Below are 16,597 nucleotides of genomic sequence, written 5' to 3' on the forward strand. Positions count from 1 at the left end.
GCCCGGATCCGACAAAGAATCGAACTGGCTCCCGGCGCCCAAGGGAAAGTTCATCCTCATGATGCGGCTCTACTGGCCCAACGAGAGCAATCCCTCCATCATTGATGGTTCCTGGACGATACCGCCGGTGAAGAAGGTGAGCTGATTCTGTCAGCGTGCATGCAGCTGCCACGGCTCCGGTCCTTGGCGGCTGCAAACACGAACTATCGACGTCCATCAGTGCAAGCATGGTGCGATGGAGATACACCGCGCCATGATGAATGAAACCACGTTAGTTTCGGCCCTGTCTTTGGTTTTTGGAGACCAATTTTTGACAAATGGGGTCTGATCTAGTGGACCGAGCTTCTATGTACATTCTTCGGCCTTTGCTATTCAGTTTGTTTCTGTGCCTTTGTGGGCTTACGAACCTACAGGCGCAAACGCCTGCGGCCCGAATTGCGCAACCGTCCAAGATAGACGAACTGCTGCGTCTTCTCGAGGATGAGGACGTAAGGGTCTGGCTAGAGCGGAAGCAAGACGCCCTTTCCGAGCCCCGCGACAATGAGGCAGTGTGGTTCATCGAGGAATGGGAGGCCCGCTCACGTGCCCGTTTCAATGCACTTCTTGCCGCAGTGCCTCGGGTCGGCGATGAACTTTCCCGAGTCGTGTCTGCGATTCGGCAAGAGGCACGGAGCAGCGGTTTGGTGCCCGCGGCGCTGATGTTCGTTATCATCGCAGGGATTGCGGTTAGCACCGAATGGATCTTTCGTCGTTCACTGCCAGAGGCCCTCCCCCGGGGGCAGGCCTACACGGAGATTCTGACGCTCTCCATATTCACGGCGAGCGTTGCGATCTTCTTTTTTCTGTTCACTTGGCCGCCACTCATGCGTGTGGTCCTACTCTACTCGCTCGTCGCATTGATCGCCTGGAGGCTCGCGACCGCGCTCTTGCGCATCGCGCTGGCCGCGTCCATAGTGTCGGCCCGCTCCTATTCGCGGACCCAAATATTCGTCGCACTGCTGGCGGCAACGATGGCATTCTCGGCCATATGCGAGCGGCTTGCAGTTGCAGCTGACGTTCGATCGGCTCTTGCTATTGGATTGTCCATTCCGCTTGTCGTTATAGCAGTCGCGATGATCTGGCGTGAGCGCTCCAGCAATGTCGGATCTTTGCAAGGCCGTGTCTCTCGCGCCATGGGCATCTCGGGTGCAGTCGTCCTGTGGCTGCTTTGGTGCGGCGACTTCCTGGCTTTATTCTGGCTCGGCATGATGCTTGCCCTCGTGCCCCGCGCATTGTCGATTGCCGACAGTCTAACCCTTTCATTCTCGCCCTCGCGTTCAAGCCTACCGGACGCTAAGTCGGTGCTGCTCGTCCGCGGAACGCGGGCTATTATCCTTATTGCAGCGGTCGACTGGGTCGCATTCGTTTGGCGCCACAATTTCCCTTTTGTTTCCGGTGAAGTGACACTGATCCGGACGATCATTGCCGGGGCATTCAACAGCGTCGTGATTCTGCTCATTATCGACCTCGTCTGGCAATTGGCAAAAGCCTACATTACAAGCAAGCTGAGCGACGTTGGCGATGAAGGGACGTCGAACGCGCTCGCGCGAGAAAGCCGGCTTCGCACTTTGCTCCCTGTTTTCCGCAACGCCTTGGCAGCAGCACTTCTGTGTGTCGCGGGGCTCACGGTTCTTTCGGAGATGGGCGTCAAAATCGGCCCGCTGGTCGCAGGCGCGGGCGTGGTCGGTGTTGCAATTGGATTCGGCTCGCAGACCTTGGTCAAGGATGTGGTCAGCGGTATCTTCTATCTATTGGACGATGCCTTCCGGGTTGGGGAATACATCGAAGCCGGAAACTATACAGGCGTCGTGGAATCCTTCAGCCTTCGTTCCGTGCGACTGCGGCACCACCGTGGGCCAATCTTCACCGTACCGTTCGGTTCGCTTGGCGCGATCAAGAATGCTAGCCGCGATTGGACTGTCGACAAATTCCGCATCCGTGTCCCTTTCAAAACTGATGTTGATAAAGTCCGCAAGCTGATTAAGGAAATCGGCGCCCAATTGCAGGCCGATCCGCAACTCGGATCGCTCTTTATCGAGCCGCTCAAGCTCAAAGGCGTCGAGCAGATCGGTGAATACGGAATCGAACTTGGTATCGCTTTCACCTGCAAGCCGGGGGAACAGACTGTGATCCGTCGGAAGGCTTACGCGATGCTGATGCAGGCTTTCCATGACAATGGGATCGACTTTGCACAGCCGGTGGTTCAAGTTAGCGGTGACGAAAAGGAAACAGCCGCCGCGACGCTGGCCGTGCGGCAGCGTCCAGGTAAGACTGTTACGCCGGACACCGTCTAGCCGGCTCGATTCCGTAAAAAGCCACGTGAAGAAGAAAGAGGAACTGGCTTTAGCGCGGTTCGACTATAGGCCGCCACTCCGTGCTGCGGATTCGCTGTCAGGATCAGCAGTGGACAGGTTCTCTTTGACGCGAAACTCGCGAGGTCCAAATCCGGTAGCCTTTCGAAAAGCACGGGAAAAACCAGCGGGAGAAGAATAGCCCAGATCCTCCGAAATGTTGGTGATCGAGACGTTCCCATCACGCAACATTTCCGTCGCACGTTGCATTCTCACCGCACTGGTCAGGCTACGAAAGTCGGCGCCTGCCTGTCGAAGTTCACGCTGCAGCGTCCGAACGCTCGTGTCCATTGTCCGCGCAGCATCCTCGATCGACACATCGCCCGCGAGGAGTTGTGCCCGAATCTGTGCAGTGGCGATTTCCAACAAACTCCGAGGTGCACCCCCTGGACGATCGCGAGCCACGTCCTCGAGAGTCAAGATCGACCGAGATGTTCGTCGCGACGCAGCCATCAACCGATGCCGCTCAACGACCACCGCCACTGCTGGCGCATTGAATATCACCGGGCATTGAAACACGTTCTCAAAAAGCGAGGTATGGCTCGGGGTCGGGATGTCAAGTTCGATGCGAAGGGGGTGCCAATGGTCAGGCAGATATGCCTTGAAGAGACTCAGCAGTTCGCCAGCAGCAGCACATGCGACCGACTCATAACCCCGAGACCCGGCCAGAGCGAATTTGTAACCAAAGCGTAGTTCCTCCTTCGTTGTGGTGACCGTCAAATTGTCAAAAGTACTGTGATACTGCAGTGCCACGATACTTCGTTTGATCGCTTCGCCGAGCGTGTCCGCTTCAGTGATAAAACGCCCGAAGCTGCCATACGCGGAAACGTCCATATTGGGCACGAGCAGGAGACCGAGATTCGCGTCGCCCACTGCTCTCGCCATGGCTTCGACGAAGCCCACCACGGACTGCTGAGGAATGTAGACATTGCGATCCTCGATCAGCTCTACGTCGAAGCCCGCGGCGCGGTTGGCACGCAGCAACGCTCGCTCGCCGAGCTCGCTTCGAACGAACGCGGGCAAGCCTTGCAAGACATGGCTCGAGATCACGGGAATCGGTGCGATCTGAAATGGTTCCTGAAAACGATACTGGCGGAAAATGAATAGTTCTCACATATTCGACCGCCGGTATATTTGGCAAGTGGTATCCGCAGATCGGTATAGATATAAGGTGCCCACGCATTATTCGGTTTCCCTCGATACGCAGATGACGGCGCCCACTTTATCGGGGCGGAAGTTTTGCCGCAGGCTTTCAAGGCACAGCATGCCGTTAGTAATCCTTTGAACCAATAGCGTTCGCGGTTGCGACGGGCTATTGCGAGAAAAGCCACCAAAGCCGTGGGGCGCCCCATTCATCATCACGGCATCTAGTTCTGAAGATGCAACGGAAGCGAAGCCGCGTCTTATCCTTTTACGCCAAGCTCGGCCGAAGCTCCGAATATTCGCGCTTTGAAAAACAATCAAAAGTGGTATTTATCACTAGTGAAACAAGGTTGCTGAGACCGGACGTGGCGTCAAATGATAAGTTCGTCGCCTGGTTTCATTGTAGGTACGACTGAGATGAACAGGAGCAGCGGTCAGCCCGTGAACTCCTTGTACGCACACTGAAGGGACTCGCCGGTGCATTCTCAATCGGCTCACGTCGAATTGCCAGGAACTTCTCCGCGCGATGGCATGATGGAGGGATCGGCCCATCGCGTGACGGTCGACGGGTTCTTCATCGACGAGACGCCGGTGACCAACGCCCAGTTTTCCAAGTTTGTCTCGGCCACTAATTATCGCACGTTCGCCGATGCCGTTCCCGACCCTGCGGACTATCCCGGTATTTTGCTGGAGATGCTGTATGCCGGTTCATTGGTATTTCAACAGCCGAACGGAACCGTTGGTCTCCAAGACTGGACTCGATGGTGGTCCTTTGTGAATGGCGCCTGCTGGCGTCATCCATACGGCCCCGGAAGCAACATCAAAGGACTGGATGACCATCCAGTCGTTCATGTTTCCGACCAGGATGCGCTCGCATACGCGCGGTGGAGCGGATCTTCCAACATAGGCCGAATGGGAGTTTGCTGCCAGGGGTGGGCTCGAGGGCGCAGAATATGCGTGGGGCTTAGCCCTGCCGGACGGGCCGGACTCCGAGGGCGTGCTCTACGCTCTGGGTGCGTTTTCGGGAGGTGTCGCTTTGTGGGTCGAGAACGGCAAGCTCATCTGCGAGTACAATCTGATCGAGATCGAACGGACGCGCCTCGAATCGTCAGATCCGTTGCCGAACGGAAAGATCAACATCGAGTTCGAAACACGCAAGGCCGGCCGCAATCACGACGCACCGCTCGACGTCGTTATCCGCGTTGATGGCAAAGAGATAGCGAAGGGCCGCGTGCCGCGCTCCGCTCCGCTCGCGTTTTCGGCGAATGACGCCTTCGATGTGGGCAGAGACAGCTACACTCCAGTCTCCCTCGCATACTTAGACTGCAAGCTTGAAGATCGAATTTGAAGTGAGCGATGGCACGCTCGGAGCCTTGGCGCGGCGACGTTTCGATCGCCGCTCTTCTTTCTGCCGACGTGCATACTGTGCTTAACGGGAGCGATTAAATTGACGCTGTGCCTCTTCCGGAACGCCAAGGGCGGCGTACCATCCTGGCCGTTTTTACCGTCAGTCGCCTTATGCGTGACGCTGCTCTCTGCATGTGCGGGCCGTCCGACAGGGGTGCTCGCGCCGGTAGCGGCCAATCCCTCGACCGCTCAAGTCGAAATGCTGGTCACGACGACCCGAGGCCGGGCGGAAAAACCGGGCGAGATGTTCAGCGGCGAGCGCGCGCTCAGCCCGACATTCGCCGACATTACCGTGTCGATACCGCCTGACACGGTTCGCAAGGCGGGCGAAGTCGCCTGGCCGCGCAAGCTTCCACCGAATCCGGCGACGGATTTCGCCGCGCTGAAGGCTGAGGAAATTGACCGCGTCGTCGCCGAAAAATGGTTGAACAGCCATGTGCGCAAGAGCCCGGACGGCAGTGTCCTGGTCTTCATCCACGGGTTCAACAACCATTTCGAGGACGCAGTTTTCCGTTTCGCGCAAATCGTCCACGACTCGGGCGCGCGCAGTGTGCCGGTGCTCGCGACCTGGCCGTCGCGCGGGAGTTTGTTGGCCTATGGTTACGATCGTGAAAGCACCAACTATACGCGCAACGCCGTAGAACGCTTGTTTCAATATCTGGCGCGTGATCCCGAGGTCAAGGAAGTCTCCATCCTGGCACATTCGATGGGCAATTGGCTGGCGCTGGAATCCTTGCGCCAGATGGCCATCCGCAACGACGGGCTGCCGGCAAAGTTCAAGAACGTCATGTTGGCAGCGCCGGACGTCGACGTCGACGTCTTCGGTTCGCAGATTGCCGACATGGGCAAGCGGCGACCGCGATTCACACTCTTCGTTTCCCGCGATGACCGTGCGCTCGCCGTTTCTCGGCGCGTCTGGGGCAATGTCTCCCGGTTGGGAGCGATCGATCCGGAGCAGTCGCCCTACAAAGAGGAACTGGCGGCCGATGGGATCACCGTCGTGGATCTCACCAAGGTCAAGGCAGGTGACAATCTGCACCATACCAAGTTCGCAGAGTCGCCCGAAATCGTACAATTGATTGGTAACCGTCTGTCTGGCGGCCAAACCTTAACCGACAGCAGACTGGGGCTGGGCGACCATATCGTCGCGGCCACTGCCGGGGCCGCACAAACGGTTGGTACCGCTGCGGGCCTGGTCGTTGCTGCTCCAGCTGCGATCGTGGATCAAAATACCCGGCAAAACTATGCCCATCATGTGGAGACACTCGTCGGACCCTCCGGCAGAGCAAGATCGAACACGGCCGATAGCGCATGCGGGAAGGAAAATCAGACGAGATCCGGAAAATGCAACCCATAGCCCGATAGAAAACGGCACCCGAAAGACACTTGATCAGGCCGCGGTCTCACGCCGGGTTGAACGAAGACCTACAACAAGGTTGCTCGCAAGAGCGGCCCTAACAGGAGATATCATGAGGATTTGCATCGTTCGTACTCTAGCGGCAATCGGAACTTGCCTCGTCGCTGGGACGGCAAAGGCCACGGACATCTATTCCCCAATGACGCCCGAGCTTCAACAGACGACCACCGAAAGCGGATGGACCTTTTCCTTTGCCCCCTATTTCTGGGCGGCCGGATTGTCGGGGGAGGTTGCTCAGTTCGGGCTGCCGGCGGTGGATGTCGATGCCAGTTTCAGCGACATCTTCGACCATCTTGAGTTCGGTGCGATGGCGATCGGCGAAGCCCGCAACGGTCCGTACAGCATCTTTGCCGATGTCATGTATACGAAGATTTCGGGGCAGTCGGGCACGCCAAGAGGTGTGCTTGCGACAGACGTCGAGCTCACATCGGAAACCTTCGCCGGGCTGCTCGGCGCGGGATACTCCGTTATCGATAGCGATGCAGCGCGGTTAGACCTGGTTGCTGGCATGCGCGTATGGTCCGTCGAAAGCGAGCTTTCCTTCCACGGCGGCGTTCTCGATGGGCGCACCAGAATCGATCAGGCAACCTGGATAGACGGTCTGGCCGGCTTCCGCGGCACCTATTCGCTCACATCCGAAATCTACCTAATCGGCTGGGGCCTTGTCGGTGCTGGTGGCGCTAATCTCGATTGGGACGTGGCGGCAGCAATTGGCTACCGGTTCAACGATACGATTTCGGCGATTGCCGGCTACCGCGCATTGGGCGTGGATTACAGCAATGACGGATTCGTGTTCGATGTCACTCAGCAGGGTCCGATGCTGGGGCTCACAGTGCGGTTCTAAGGAAGCACGCACTTTCTAGCCTTTGGAGCGGATCGACCTCGACCTGTAGCCGGATCGCTATGTCGAACTCGAACCGTACGCTGTCGATGCCGCGATGCTTTACACCGGATACTGTGGAGGCGCCAAAATGCTGAAGTTCAAATCAGACTTTAGCCATCATGGTTCCATCATTCAAACATCCCTTGCGTTCCGGCCGGGAGACGACTAATGCCCGGCGGCTAGCAGTTGGGGACGGGTGGCCATCCGCTCGAGTCACAAACGATCTGCCTCGCTTTCGCCAACGGAAGCGCAGGCACTATTGACCGCGAGGCAAACACCGCTGGACGTTCGGCGCGTTGCCATGATCAAACTCTGTTCGAATTACCGCACGAATTCGAGCAGTTCTTGTTTAGACCCGGGTAGAAGGAAGTGGGACGGGGCCATCTGGGCCCGGTCAGCATCGGGTCGAGGCTCCGCCTCGCGCCATGTCCCACAAGGCGGTTTCATTGTTGCAGCTCGCCTCAATCATGAGTGGCCAGGATGAACGTGCAGAAGGGGGCGCCAGCTTCGTCGCTCAAGCAGCGTTCTGGCGCGGAACAAATGTATTCGCCTCGCCGTTGGACTTTGGAACGGCCGCAGGCATGCGTAGAAGTAGATCAGGAAGAATTCCGATGGCCCGCAGGATCAAAGATGAGAAGGTCCAGAAAATTAACCTCATGTTGAGCCAGGCCGTTACGGCGATGCGCGTTAACGAAAGATTGCTGTGTGAATTGTTGCGGTGGGCTGCCGAGCAATGCAATGATCCAAACCGGTTCATCCATGATGCCGTGGAGAATGCTAGAAACGATCTGATACGAGCCGGCACGGACGAGAGTATGACGTCTTTGATCGCCACTCACGAAGCGCTAGAATACCTCGATCATCTCGCGACGGAGATTCGGGCGAAGGGCTCTCCGGCCGGAAATGCCGGAGAGGGGGTTCATCCTCAATTTCTGTGATTCAGCGGCAGCATTCTCGCCCTCATCAGTTCTGGACCGGCGCGACCGTACATTGCTCGCTTCAGCATCTTGAGGCGGTTGATCTGCCCTTCGGCTTGACCGTTGCTCCACGGGAGTTCGATTGCATTTTTGACGGCATCAATATCCCGGCGCAAAACGCTGGCGAAACGCATGATTGCCGTGAGCTCGGTGTCGATGGCATCGTCGATCCATTCATCCAGTGCGTCCGGGCTCCTGCTGCGCAAGATACCGTTGAAGCGCATGGCCAAGCCACGCATTATGGCGAACGCTCGAGAGCCCTGCTTCAATGCATTGACCTTTCTGGCCTGGCGATCTGTCAGCAAGCGGCGCGGCTTTATGCACAAAGCTGCGGCCACCACAGACGAGATCATATGGCCCGTGTCAGGATCGCGAACGGGTTCTGAAACATCCATCTCCGGAGGCGGCCCGTCGGGTTGAATGTTTTCGACCTCACGCCACACTTTCAACAGGCGCTCCAGATTGGAGCGGCTGCCCGTGTAACCGCGGTTCTTGATATCGTAAAACAGATGGCGCCCTACCCGGTTTCCATCTTTCCAGCATTCAGCCAGAAAAGCTTCGAAATACAGTGGCGATGTCGGATTCAATGCCGCCCGATTCCTGTCTCGAGGTGCATTGGAAGTAAGCCAATTCGCGATGCTGCGGCGCTCGTTTCCGGTCCGCCTTGCAATCTCGCTGTAGGTGAGGCCCTGCTGCCGCAAAGCTTGAAACGTGTCGAATATTTCCTGACGAGATTGCCTGTGCGCCAAGCGGGCACGGCGCTGTTGTGACCTGGCGCTGGCGATAGCATCTTCAGAGAGAATGGGTCTAACATTGGCGTGACCGTAGACGCTCATCTGTTCCTTGATCGCCTCCCTGAGATTTTGGACCAGATGAAAACGGTCAGCCACCTGGAGGGCTTGCGGGGCGCCCTCTCGGGCTGCCTGAGCATACAAACCGCAGCGATCTCGGCTCACGACCTCGATCGTTGGACGCTCTTGCAACCAAGATTTTGCGCTCTCGACGCTGCGGTCCTCTAAGATATCGACGACCGAATGACGCTCAAGATCGACCATAATCGTCCCGTACCGCGAGGAATGCCGCCAGCTCCAATCATCAATACCCACGACCCGAACAGTATCTTTTCGTGTGGACGCCGGATTACCGCGCTTCAATTGCCGCAAGATCGTGTCGTCGCTGACCGGCATGCCGAGCCGATGCATCAAGTGCTCTCCCGGACGACCGCCCATCCTGTGGCCAACCAAGTCCACAATTTCAGCCATCCGCTCAGTGCGTCGCATGTAGGGTGAAGCAATCTCAGGCACCCTGTCGGTGAAGGTTCGTCGCCCGCATTTCCGGTGTCGACACTGCCACCGGTTCAGTGCAAGCTCGATTTTCACAACTTGCCCTTGAACAGGCAAGTCCTGGAGGCGGCGGTTATGCCAGCCGTGTCGATGCCGGCTTTGCGTTCCACAATCCGGGCAGATACCGACAGGTTTCGCAGCGGCAGAAACAACCCAGTTTTCTTCGTCTTGAAGGGTAATACCCAGAACTTTGACCCCTGGGCCGGGTGACCATTTCAATTGCGCTCGCATCCCCGCAGATAGCGGTTGCGGCGCTAACACTCTGTTAACCACAGAAATTGAGGAAGACCCCTTTCAAGTGCCAAACGACAAGCAGCCCGTCAGGCCGCAGGCGGCGACCACAATAGTCGTGAGACACCACTCTTTGCTGCAAGCATCGCCCGCCGGGCCTTTTCCAAGTAAGGAGATATCCAAATGAAGGCGATCATCTTCGATGACTTCGGAGGCGCGGATGTTCTGCGCCTCGCCGATGCACCCATGCCTCAGACGATCTTCTGATCAAGGTCATGGCGGCTGGTGTCAACCGCGCTGATCTTCTTCAACGCGAAGGCGTCTATGGTGCTCAGACTTACGGGGACAGTGACATACTCGGCCTCGAGGTCGCTGGTGAAGTGACCGCCGTCGGAAACGAAGTAACCGGCTTTGCCGTCGGCGACCGTGTCATGGGGATTGTCGGCGGCGGGGCCTATGCCCAGTATGCGCGGCTCGACAGCGGGATGGCGGCTGCCATTCCGACCGGGATGTCCTTCATCGAAGCGGCCGCAGTCATGGAAAGCTTCGTCACGGGCTGGGAGGCTCTTGCCCACCTCGGACAAATCGCAAAAAGCGAGATCGTTCTCATTCATGCTGCTGCAGGCGGCATCGGATCTGCGGCCGCCCAGCTTGCGATAGCGGCAGGAGCAACCGCGCTGGCCACCGCTTCGGCGGGCAACATCGGGAACGTGCTTTCGCTGGGCGCCGAAGCCGTGTTCGATTATCAGCGGTCGGACTTCGAGGCGGAGGTCGTCGATGCGACAGCATCTCGCGGGGTCGATCTGATCATCGACTTTGTCGGCGGGTCCTACCTCGCCCGCAACATTCGTAGTCTTGCTCCCGGTGGTCGGCTTGTCCAAGTGGGCCTGTTGGGGCGCGATGACAACGCCATCATTCCACTCGGCGTCGTGCTTCACAACCACCTGCGGCTGATCGGAACGGTCATGAAGTCACGGTCGAGGGCGGAAAAGAGAGCAATGGTCCAGCGCTTCACCGAACAGGTTCTGCCGATGATGGGACAAGTGCTTAAGCCGGTCATCGGAGCGGTATATCCGCTCGCGGCTACATCGGAGGCCCATCGCCGAATGGAGGCTGGCGGGTTGTTTGGGAAGATCGTTCTGACAGATTTTTATCGGTGATGCCGGATACGCGGTGAGCTCTTGGGCTGAGTGAGATTCCGAATTTCGAACCGACCCCACGATCGGGGATTGACTTCGACCCAAATCGTAGATATTTTATATCCATGATTAGGAGATGCAACATGAAACTGAGCGAAGGCGTAGAGCAGGCTATCCACTGCACGGCGTTTCTTGCGGGATTGTCTGAAGACGGCGTCCTTTCGGCGGCAGCCCTGGCCGAACTCCACGGCGTATCGACGAGCTATCTGCTGAAGCACCTGCAGGCGCTGTCCGGCGCGGGCATTGTTGCGACGACGCCGGGGCCGAAGGGTGGCTATCGGCTGGCCAAGGCGCCTAAGGACATTAGCTTTCTCGACATCGTCCTTGCGGTCGAAGGACCGGCGCCAGCTTTCCGCTGCGCGGAAATCCGCCAGCGGGGGCCGAACCCGCTGCCGCAGCGCTACTTTACCAAGCCCTGCCAGATCAACGCCGCGATGCTGAAGGCTGAGAAGGCCTATCGCGCAGAACTCGCCAAGGTGTCCGTTGCGGACCTTCTGGCGGATCTGGATGCAGACGACGACGGCGGAATCGCCGCACGAGGATGCGCCTTCCTCGAACTCCACGAACGCAAGACGGGCAATCGCGCCTCGTCATAGGAGAAAGCACCATGACCAAGATGAAGAAAGTCGTCGTCATCGGCGGCACGGGCCTGATCGGCTCGAAGGCAGTGAAACTGCTGCAGGACGCCGGCCACGAGGCCGTCGTCGCAAGCTCCCACAACGGCATCAACGCCTACACGGGCGAAGGACTGGCCGAAGCCCTCGCGGGCGCTGACGCCGTCATCGACGTGTCGAACATGATGTCCTTCGACAAGGCCGTCATCACCGACTTCTTCGACACGTCGAGCCGCAATCTGACGAGCGCCGAACAGGCCGCGGGCGTGCGTCATCACGTCGTCCTCTCGATCGTCAACGCGGACCGCCTGGCCGCTAACCCATACATGGCCGGCAAACTCGCCCAGGAAGAGGCCGTCGCAGCATCGGGCCAGGCCTACACCATCGTGCGTGCGACACAATTCCATGAATTCACGGAGACGCTGGTGGACGCGTACTCGGCCGACGGCGCGGTGACAGTGCCGGATATCGACTTCCAACCGATCGCGGCCGGCGACGTCGCCGCTGCTTTGGTGGAAGCCGCGCTCGGCGAGCCGAAGAATGGACCCGTCGATCTTGCCGGGCCCGAACGGGGACCGTTCGGATCCTTCATCCGGACCTATCTCAATGCCAAGGGCGACACTCGTCCGGTCGAGGCCGACGCGGCCGTAGACTACTTCGGCGCTCCCGTTGTCACCGGCTCACTGGTTCCCGGCGGAGACTCCATCAAGGGCGCGATCACGATCGCCGAGTGGCTCAGAGCATAGGCAGGAAAGAATGATGAAAGCCATATTCTATGCCGCTACTGCACTTGCGGTCTCTCTGACCACAGCGTCCGCTCATGACGTCGCCAATCCTGGACTTGCATATGACACGAAGGACGCGAAGGTGAGGCTGGTTTACAAGCATCCCCTCCCGGACGTTCCCGGCAAGAGCGTGAAGGGCGTTCTCGTCGAGTACGGCCCCGGCGGCTACAGCTCTGCCCATACGCATGCAAAGTCCGCACTTATCTACGCCACGGTTCTCGAAGGCGCGATCCTAAGCGCCGTAAACGGCGGCGAGACGAAGATCTTTACCGCCGGTCAGAACTTCACCGAACTGCCGGGAGACCGCCACGACGTCAGCGCCAACGCCAGCAAGACCGAGCCGGCGAAGCTGCTCGCCGTCTTCGTCGTCGATACCGATGACACCGCCCTGACGACGCCGCGCAAGCCGTAGCGCTACCTACCCGACCTACACCATCCCCTACTGCACAAGCAACGACGATTTCTCCGGCGAACGGAGAACCGTGTCCACGAGAAAGGAAAACAATATGTCCCGCATGAACTGGTCCGAAGTCGCCCCCGAGGGTGCGAAAGCGCTCTTCGGCGTCCATCACTACGTCACCAAGAAAACGAACCTGCCTGAAGAGCTGGTTCATCTCGTCTTCCTGCGCGTGTCGCAGATCAACGGCTGCGCCCATTGCATCGACATGCATAGTCGCGATCTGCGCAAGACAATGTCGGTCGATAAGATCACGCTTGTGCCGGTGTGGGACGAGGTGCCTCACCTGTTCAGCGAGCAGGAACGAGCAGCACTGGCCTGGGCTGAAGAAGTCACGAATGTCAGCCAGACCCATGCCTCCGACGAGGCCTATGCCGCCGCCGCCGCCGCTTTCGAACCGAAGGAACTTGTCGATCTGACGATTACGATCGCCGCGATGAACGCGTTCAATCGCCTTGGGGCGCCATTCAGGCTTCCGGTCGCAGCCAAGGCCTGATCGCGCCAGTAGCGCAACGCATAGGCACCCCCTGCCGGGCCGTCGAGGCCCGACAGGGTGTTCCGGCCTGCAGTGGCGGTGCGACCATCCGCGTCGCCCTCTCCCAGAGACAGAAGGTATTATCCGGATCGACCACTTCAGTGTGTTTCTGAAGGTGAGCCGCTGTTTTACCACTGCGTGATACCGACTGACCATAATGTAGCCGGTCGTCGACCGCCCAAAGGCCTCGCCTGGCGACATCGCAAAGCGCTAGTCTGCCGATATGCCTCAGCCTCGACGATCACCTACTGGCAAGCCGGTTAAATGCTCAGAAAGCAGCCAGAGCCGTTCAGCAGCCTGTGGATCCATGGCCCACGGGGCCACACCTCTGGTCCCATCCGTCTCTGTCTGCGGCAGGGCGACTTCGCAATCTTCGCAGTAGACGCCGCCAATGCCGTCGAGTTCGGGTCGCGTTGCTGCCCAGACGCTTGTTGCTGCTCCCTGTTCCGGCGTCTTGAGGTCGCGCGCGGGGTCGACCCGACGATTGCCATTCTCGTCGTAGACATCAAAAGAGTTGATCTCGTCTTCGGTAAGATGGCGGGCGAGATCGGTCAGGATAACGCCCGGATGCAATGAAAATGCTCGCACGCCAAGCGCGGCTCCGCGGCGATCAAGTTCCAGCGCGAACAAAGCATTTGCCGTCTTCGCCTGGCCATAGGCCTGCCACTTGTCATAGGGGCGCGTCTTGAAATCAATGTCGTCGAAATCAACCGGTCCGATTTGATGGCCACGCGAAGATACCGAGACCACCCGCGCGCCGTTTGCCTTGACAAGGGCTGACCACAGGCCTGCAACCAATCGGAAATGGCCGAGATGGTTGGTGGCAAACTGGCTCTCGTGCCCAGCCTCATCACGGGCAAGCGGCGTTGCCATGATGCCAGCGCTGTTTACTAGGATTGAGATCGGCATGCCCGTCGCAACGATCTTGCCAGCAAAGGCGGCAACCGATGCGGGATCCGCAAGATCCATCGCTTCGATAACAACATTGTCGATACCGGCGAGTGTGCGTCCGGCCTTTTCGCGATTGCGGGCCGGTACGATGACATGAGCACCGGCACCTGCCAGCGCCCGCGTCGTCTCGATGCCGAGACCGGAATAGCCCCCGGTGACAATTGCCATCTTGCCGGAAAGATCGATGCCCTCGGTAACCCCGCGCGCCGTGCTGAATGCGCTGAAACGAGATCCAATAGGTTTCTGTTCGGACATGTTGTTACTCCTTCATTTGTGGCTCTGGTGTCCCGCCCCTATATCAAGTAGGTTCTCGGAGCCCCCAGCCTGCAGAATCCGGATTTTTGTCGTGATCGTCCAAAACATTCATGATCCCCTGTCCGACGTGCTCAGCGCCATAGATGCGCGGGCGCTGTTCTCCGTGCGATTTGCCGCCGGAGGCGCATGGTCTGTCGCTTTTCCACCACCGGGCTATCTGAAATTCAATGCGGTCCGCGAAGGCGGTGCCTGGCTGATTTCGAAGGGAGAGGCGCCGTTGCGCATTGAAGCCGGGGATTGTCTTGTGGTCAGCGGCAAGGCGTTTACGCTTTGCAGCGCTCCCAACGTGAAACCGATGGCGGCGGCAGAGGTGTTCGCAGGCGGCAATCTCGATGTCTCGGTGGGCAATGGCCGGGATTTCGTGCTCCTCGGAGGCAGCGTCAACCTCGACACCGTCGACGGGTCACTCCTGACTGACGCCTTGCCGCCGATCGTAGTCGTCGATCGCGAGGAGGCAGGACCGATTGGCTGGCTACTTGAACAGTTGGACCTGGAGTGGAACAGCACCGCGCCGGGAGCTCGCATTGCCTGCAACGACCTCCTGCGGCTGGTATTTATCCACGTCCTGCGTGCCTATATGGCGCGCCAGACAGCGCAGCATCCCGGCTGGCTCGCCGGCCTTGCGGATGCCCGCCTGGCTCCGGCACTGCGGGCAATCCACGCCGATCCGTCGCACCGCTGGACGGTGGAGGCACTGGCATCTCTCGCGGGCCAATCCCGCTCCGGATTCGCCGAAAAATTTCGCGCCACCGTCGGAGCATCCCCGATAGACTATCTCGTGGGCTGGCGGATGCGGCTTGCCGCCGCTCGCCTACGGCGTGGCAACGAGCCACTGCCACGGATTGCTCAGTCGCTCGGCTATGCGTCTGATAGCGCGTTTGCCGCCAGCTTCCGCCGCGTCCTTGGCCAATCGCCCGCACGTTACCGTGCCCTGTATCGCGAAAAAAAGCAGAGTGAGGCTGTCAAGTCGTGACTGCTGTCCTCCCGACGGGCCCGTCACGTACGTCGGGAGATACAACGGCAAACAAGTCGCCATTATCTGTCAGCGCTTCCAGTCCAGGACTGAGGCGAGCTGCTGTTTAACAAGAGCTACACGGAGTCTAATGTTCTACTTCACTCGTACCAAGACGCGACAGACTTATACTCAACCATATTGCCGAAACAAGAAAATAGAATGCTCCGAAGCCTGCATATCCGGCGACCGTGGAGATCAAAGGTTCCTCCGGCATTTGCGCTTGGTACATGAAGACAGCGCCTGCCAGAGCGGACTGGCCGCCGCTCAAGATCATCGCCCACTGACCTCCACTCGTTTTCCAACGCCGGAGGGCAGTTCCAAGCTGAAGCAGGCCTGAAAAAATCGCCCATAGGCCGAATGCGCCAAGAACCCAGTTCATGCTCGTCGTCAACGCGATGATCACGGCAATTGTCATGATCGAGCTTGCAGTGACATTGATCGCCTGGCTGCGGTTGACCGCCAAGCCACCGCTCCTGGCCGCGTCAATAACGTTCGCGGCGGCGTCCCAAGCCGGATAGGCGATCAGGAGTGCGGCAGTTATCGCAAATGATTGCTGCCCTATGGTCAAGGCAGCTGTGACCCACAACAACGAGAACGCCGCACGCGTGAAGTAATATTGCTTGAGCCATTGCTCGTTTCCGCTCGCGGCAAGGGAGGTCTGAACCGCCGCCTGAGATGGCAAGCATAGTAGGCCTTCCATTCACGACGACCGGCCTCCAGGGGTCATGTTCTAAAGCCGTTGGCCGCGGATCATCAACGTGAGCCCTGATGTTCTCAAATCCTGCAATTTGAGCGCGTTCGGCCTCGGACGAACTATACATCGGACGTTCCGGTGTCGTGCATCCGCTTAAAACCGTTAAGAGGATCGACACGCTGACGAGTGCGGCGTGAAAGGGCATTCTATAATTCTCTCGAATTGAGAGCTTTATCCAGTC

At 58.6% G+C, this 16,597-nt stretch carries 15 protein-coding genes and 2 pseudogenes; 13 read left to right on the forward strand and 4 right to left on the reverse strand.

Annotated features, from left to right (window positions below):
* Nucleotides 1-145 (forward strand): DUF1214 domain-containing protein (locus tag ASE71_RS36760; protein ID WP_244497356.1); only part of this gene is annotated, 145 nt, incomplete at its 5' end.
* Nucleotides 146-347: 202 nt separating this feature from the next.
* Complete coding sequence (locus ASE71_RS05860) at nt 348-2,333, forward strand: mechanosensitive ion channel family protein (protein WP_060520153.1); 1,986 nt, start codon at nt 348-350, stop codon at nt 2,331-2,333.
* 63 nt (nt 2,334-2,396) lie between these two features.
* On the opposite strand, the gene ASE71_RS05865 is transcribed toward ASE71_RS05860, so the two are convergent.
* On the reverse strand, nt 2,397-3,374 hold the full coding sequence (locus tag ASE71_RS05865) for an AraC family transcriptional regulator (RefSeq protein ID WP_244496894.1): 978 nt from the start codon (nt 3,372-3,374) through the stop codon (nt 2,397-2,399).
* A gap of 690 nt (nt 3,375-4,064) precedes the next feature.
* Between ASE71_RS05865 and ASE71_RS34885 the strand changes: the two are divergent.
* From ASE71_RS34885 to ASE71_RS05885, 5 genes and pseudogenes are all read left to right on the forward strand, one after another.
* Nucleotides 4,065-4,515, forward strand: a pseudogene (locus tag ASE71_RS34885) (SUMF1/EgtB/PvdO family nonheme iron enzyme); the annotation flags it as partial.
* Nucleotides 4,516-4,881, forward strand: a pseudogene (locus ASE71_RS05870) (arylsulfatase); the annotation flags it as partial. It lies immediately after the preceding pseudogene.
* Nucleotides 4,882-4,980: 99 nt separating this feature from the next.
* A complete protein-coding gene (locus ASE71_RS05875) occupies nt 4,981-6,297 on the forward strand; it encodes an alpha/beta hydrolase (RefSeq protein WP_371814291.1) in 1,317 nt (438 codons plus the stop codon).
* Between the two features lie 112 nt (nt 6,298-6,409).
* Nucleotides 6,410-7,201, forward strand: coding sequence for a hypothetical protein (locus ASE71_RS05880; protein ID WP_060520151.1), 792 nt, complete (start codon nt 6,410-6,412; stop codon nt 7,199-7,201).
* 485 nt (nt 7,202-7,686) lie between these two features.
* On the forward strand, nt 7,687-8,178 hold the full coding sequence (locus ASE71_RS05885; protein WP_146243049.1) for a hypothetical protein: 492 nt from the start codon (nt 7,687-7,689) through the stop codon (nt 8,176-8,178).
* Here ASE71_RS05885 and ASE71_RS05890 read toward each other — a convergent pair.
* Complete coding sequence (locus tag ASE71_RS05890) at nt 8,166-9,791, reverse strand: ISL3 family transposase (protein ID WP_089046219.1); 1,626 nt, start codon at nt 9,789-9,791, stop codon at nt 8,166-8,168. The genes ASE71_RS05885 and ASE71_RS05890 overlap by 13 nt on opposite strands.
* Nucleotides 9,792-10,066: 275 nt before the next feature.
* Between ASE71_RS05890 and ASE71_RS34680 the strand changes: the two genes are divergently transcribed.
* The 5 genes from ASE71_RS34680 to ASE71_RS05915 all read left to right on the forward strand — a co-directional run bounded on the left by ASE71_RS34680 (nt 10,067) and on the right by ASE71_RS05915 (nt 13,342).
* Nucleotides 10,067-10,951, forward strand: coding sequence for a zinc-binding dehydrogenase (locus ASE71_RS34680; RefSeq protein WP_244496893.1), 885 nt, complete (start codon nt 10,067-10,069; stop codon nt 10,949-10,951).
* Between the two features lie 122 nt (nt 10,952-11,073).
* On the forward strand, nt 11,074-11,586 hold the full coding sequence (locus tag ASE71_RS05900) for an RrF2 family transcriptional regulator (protein WP_029742809.1): 513 nt from the start codon (nt 11,074-11,076) through the stop codon (nt 11,584-11,586).
* An 11-nt stretch (nt 11,587-11,597) separates the two neighbouring features.
* Nucleotides 11,598-12,350 carry an SDR family oxidoreductase gene (locus tag ASE71_RS05905; RefSeq protein WP_029742810.1) on the forward strand — a complete coding sequence of 251 codons (753 nt, stop codon included), beginning with the start codon at nt 11,598-11,600 and terminating at the stop codon, nt 12,348-12,350.
* A 10-nt stretch (nt 12,351-12,360) separates the two neighbouring features.
* Entirely contained in the window at nt 12,361-12,801 is a 441-nt protein-coding gene (locus tag ASE71_RS05910; RefSeq protein WP_371814290.1) for a cupin domain-containing protein, read from the forward strand.
* Nucleotides 12,802-12,895: 94 nt separating this feature from the next.
* Complete coding sequence (locus tag ASE71_RS05915) at nt 12,896-13,342, forward strand: carboxymuconolactone decarboxylase family protein (protein ID WP_029742812.1); 447 nt, start codon at nt 12,896-12,898, stop codon at nt 13,340-13,342.
* 267 nt (nt 13,343-13,609) lie between these two features.
* Here ASE71_RS05915 and ASE71_RS05920 read toward each other — a convergent pair whose 3' ends face one another.
* Nucleotides 13,610-14,587 carry an oxidoreductase gene (locus ASE71_RS05920; RefSeq protein WP_029742813.1) on the reverse strand — a complete coding sequence of 326 codons (978 nt, stop codon included), beginning with the start codon at nt 14,585-14,587 and terminating at the stop codon, nt 13,610-13,612.
* Between the two features lie 91 nt (nt 14,588-14,678).
* On the opposite strand from ASE71_RS05920, the gene ASE71_RS05925 reads away from it, so the two are divergent.
* The gene (locus ASE71_RS05925; protein WP_029742814.1) at nt 14,679-15,620 is read left to right on the forward strand and encodes an AraC family transcriptional regulator; all 942 of its coding nucleotides are present in this window, start codon (nt 14,679-14,681) and stop codon (nt 15,618-15,620) included.
* Nucleotides 15,621-15,747: 127 nt separating this feature from the next.
* Here the strand turns inward: ASE71_RS05925 and ASE71_RS05930 are convergent, their stop codons facing one another.
* The gene (locus ASE71_RS05930) at nt 15,748-16,362 is read right to left on the reverse strand and encodes a DUF308 domain-containing protein (protein WP_049810997.1); all 615 of its coding nucleotides are present in this window, start codon (nt 16,360-16,362) and stop codon (nt 15,748-15,750) included.
* Between the last annotated feature and the right edge of the window lie 235 nt (nt 16,363-16,597).

Source organism: Ensifer sp. Root954, assembly GCF_001429005.1.
GTDB classification, from domain to species: Bacteria; Pseudomonadota; Alphaproteobacteria; order Rhizobiales; family Rhizobiaceae; genus Ensifer; species Ensifer adhaerens.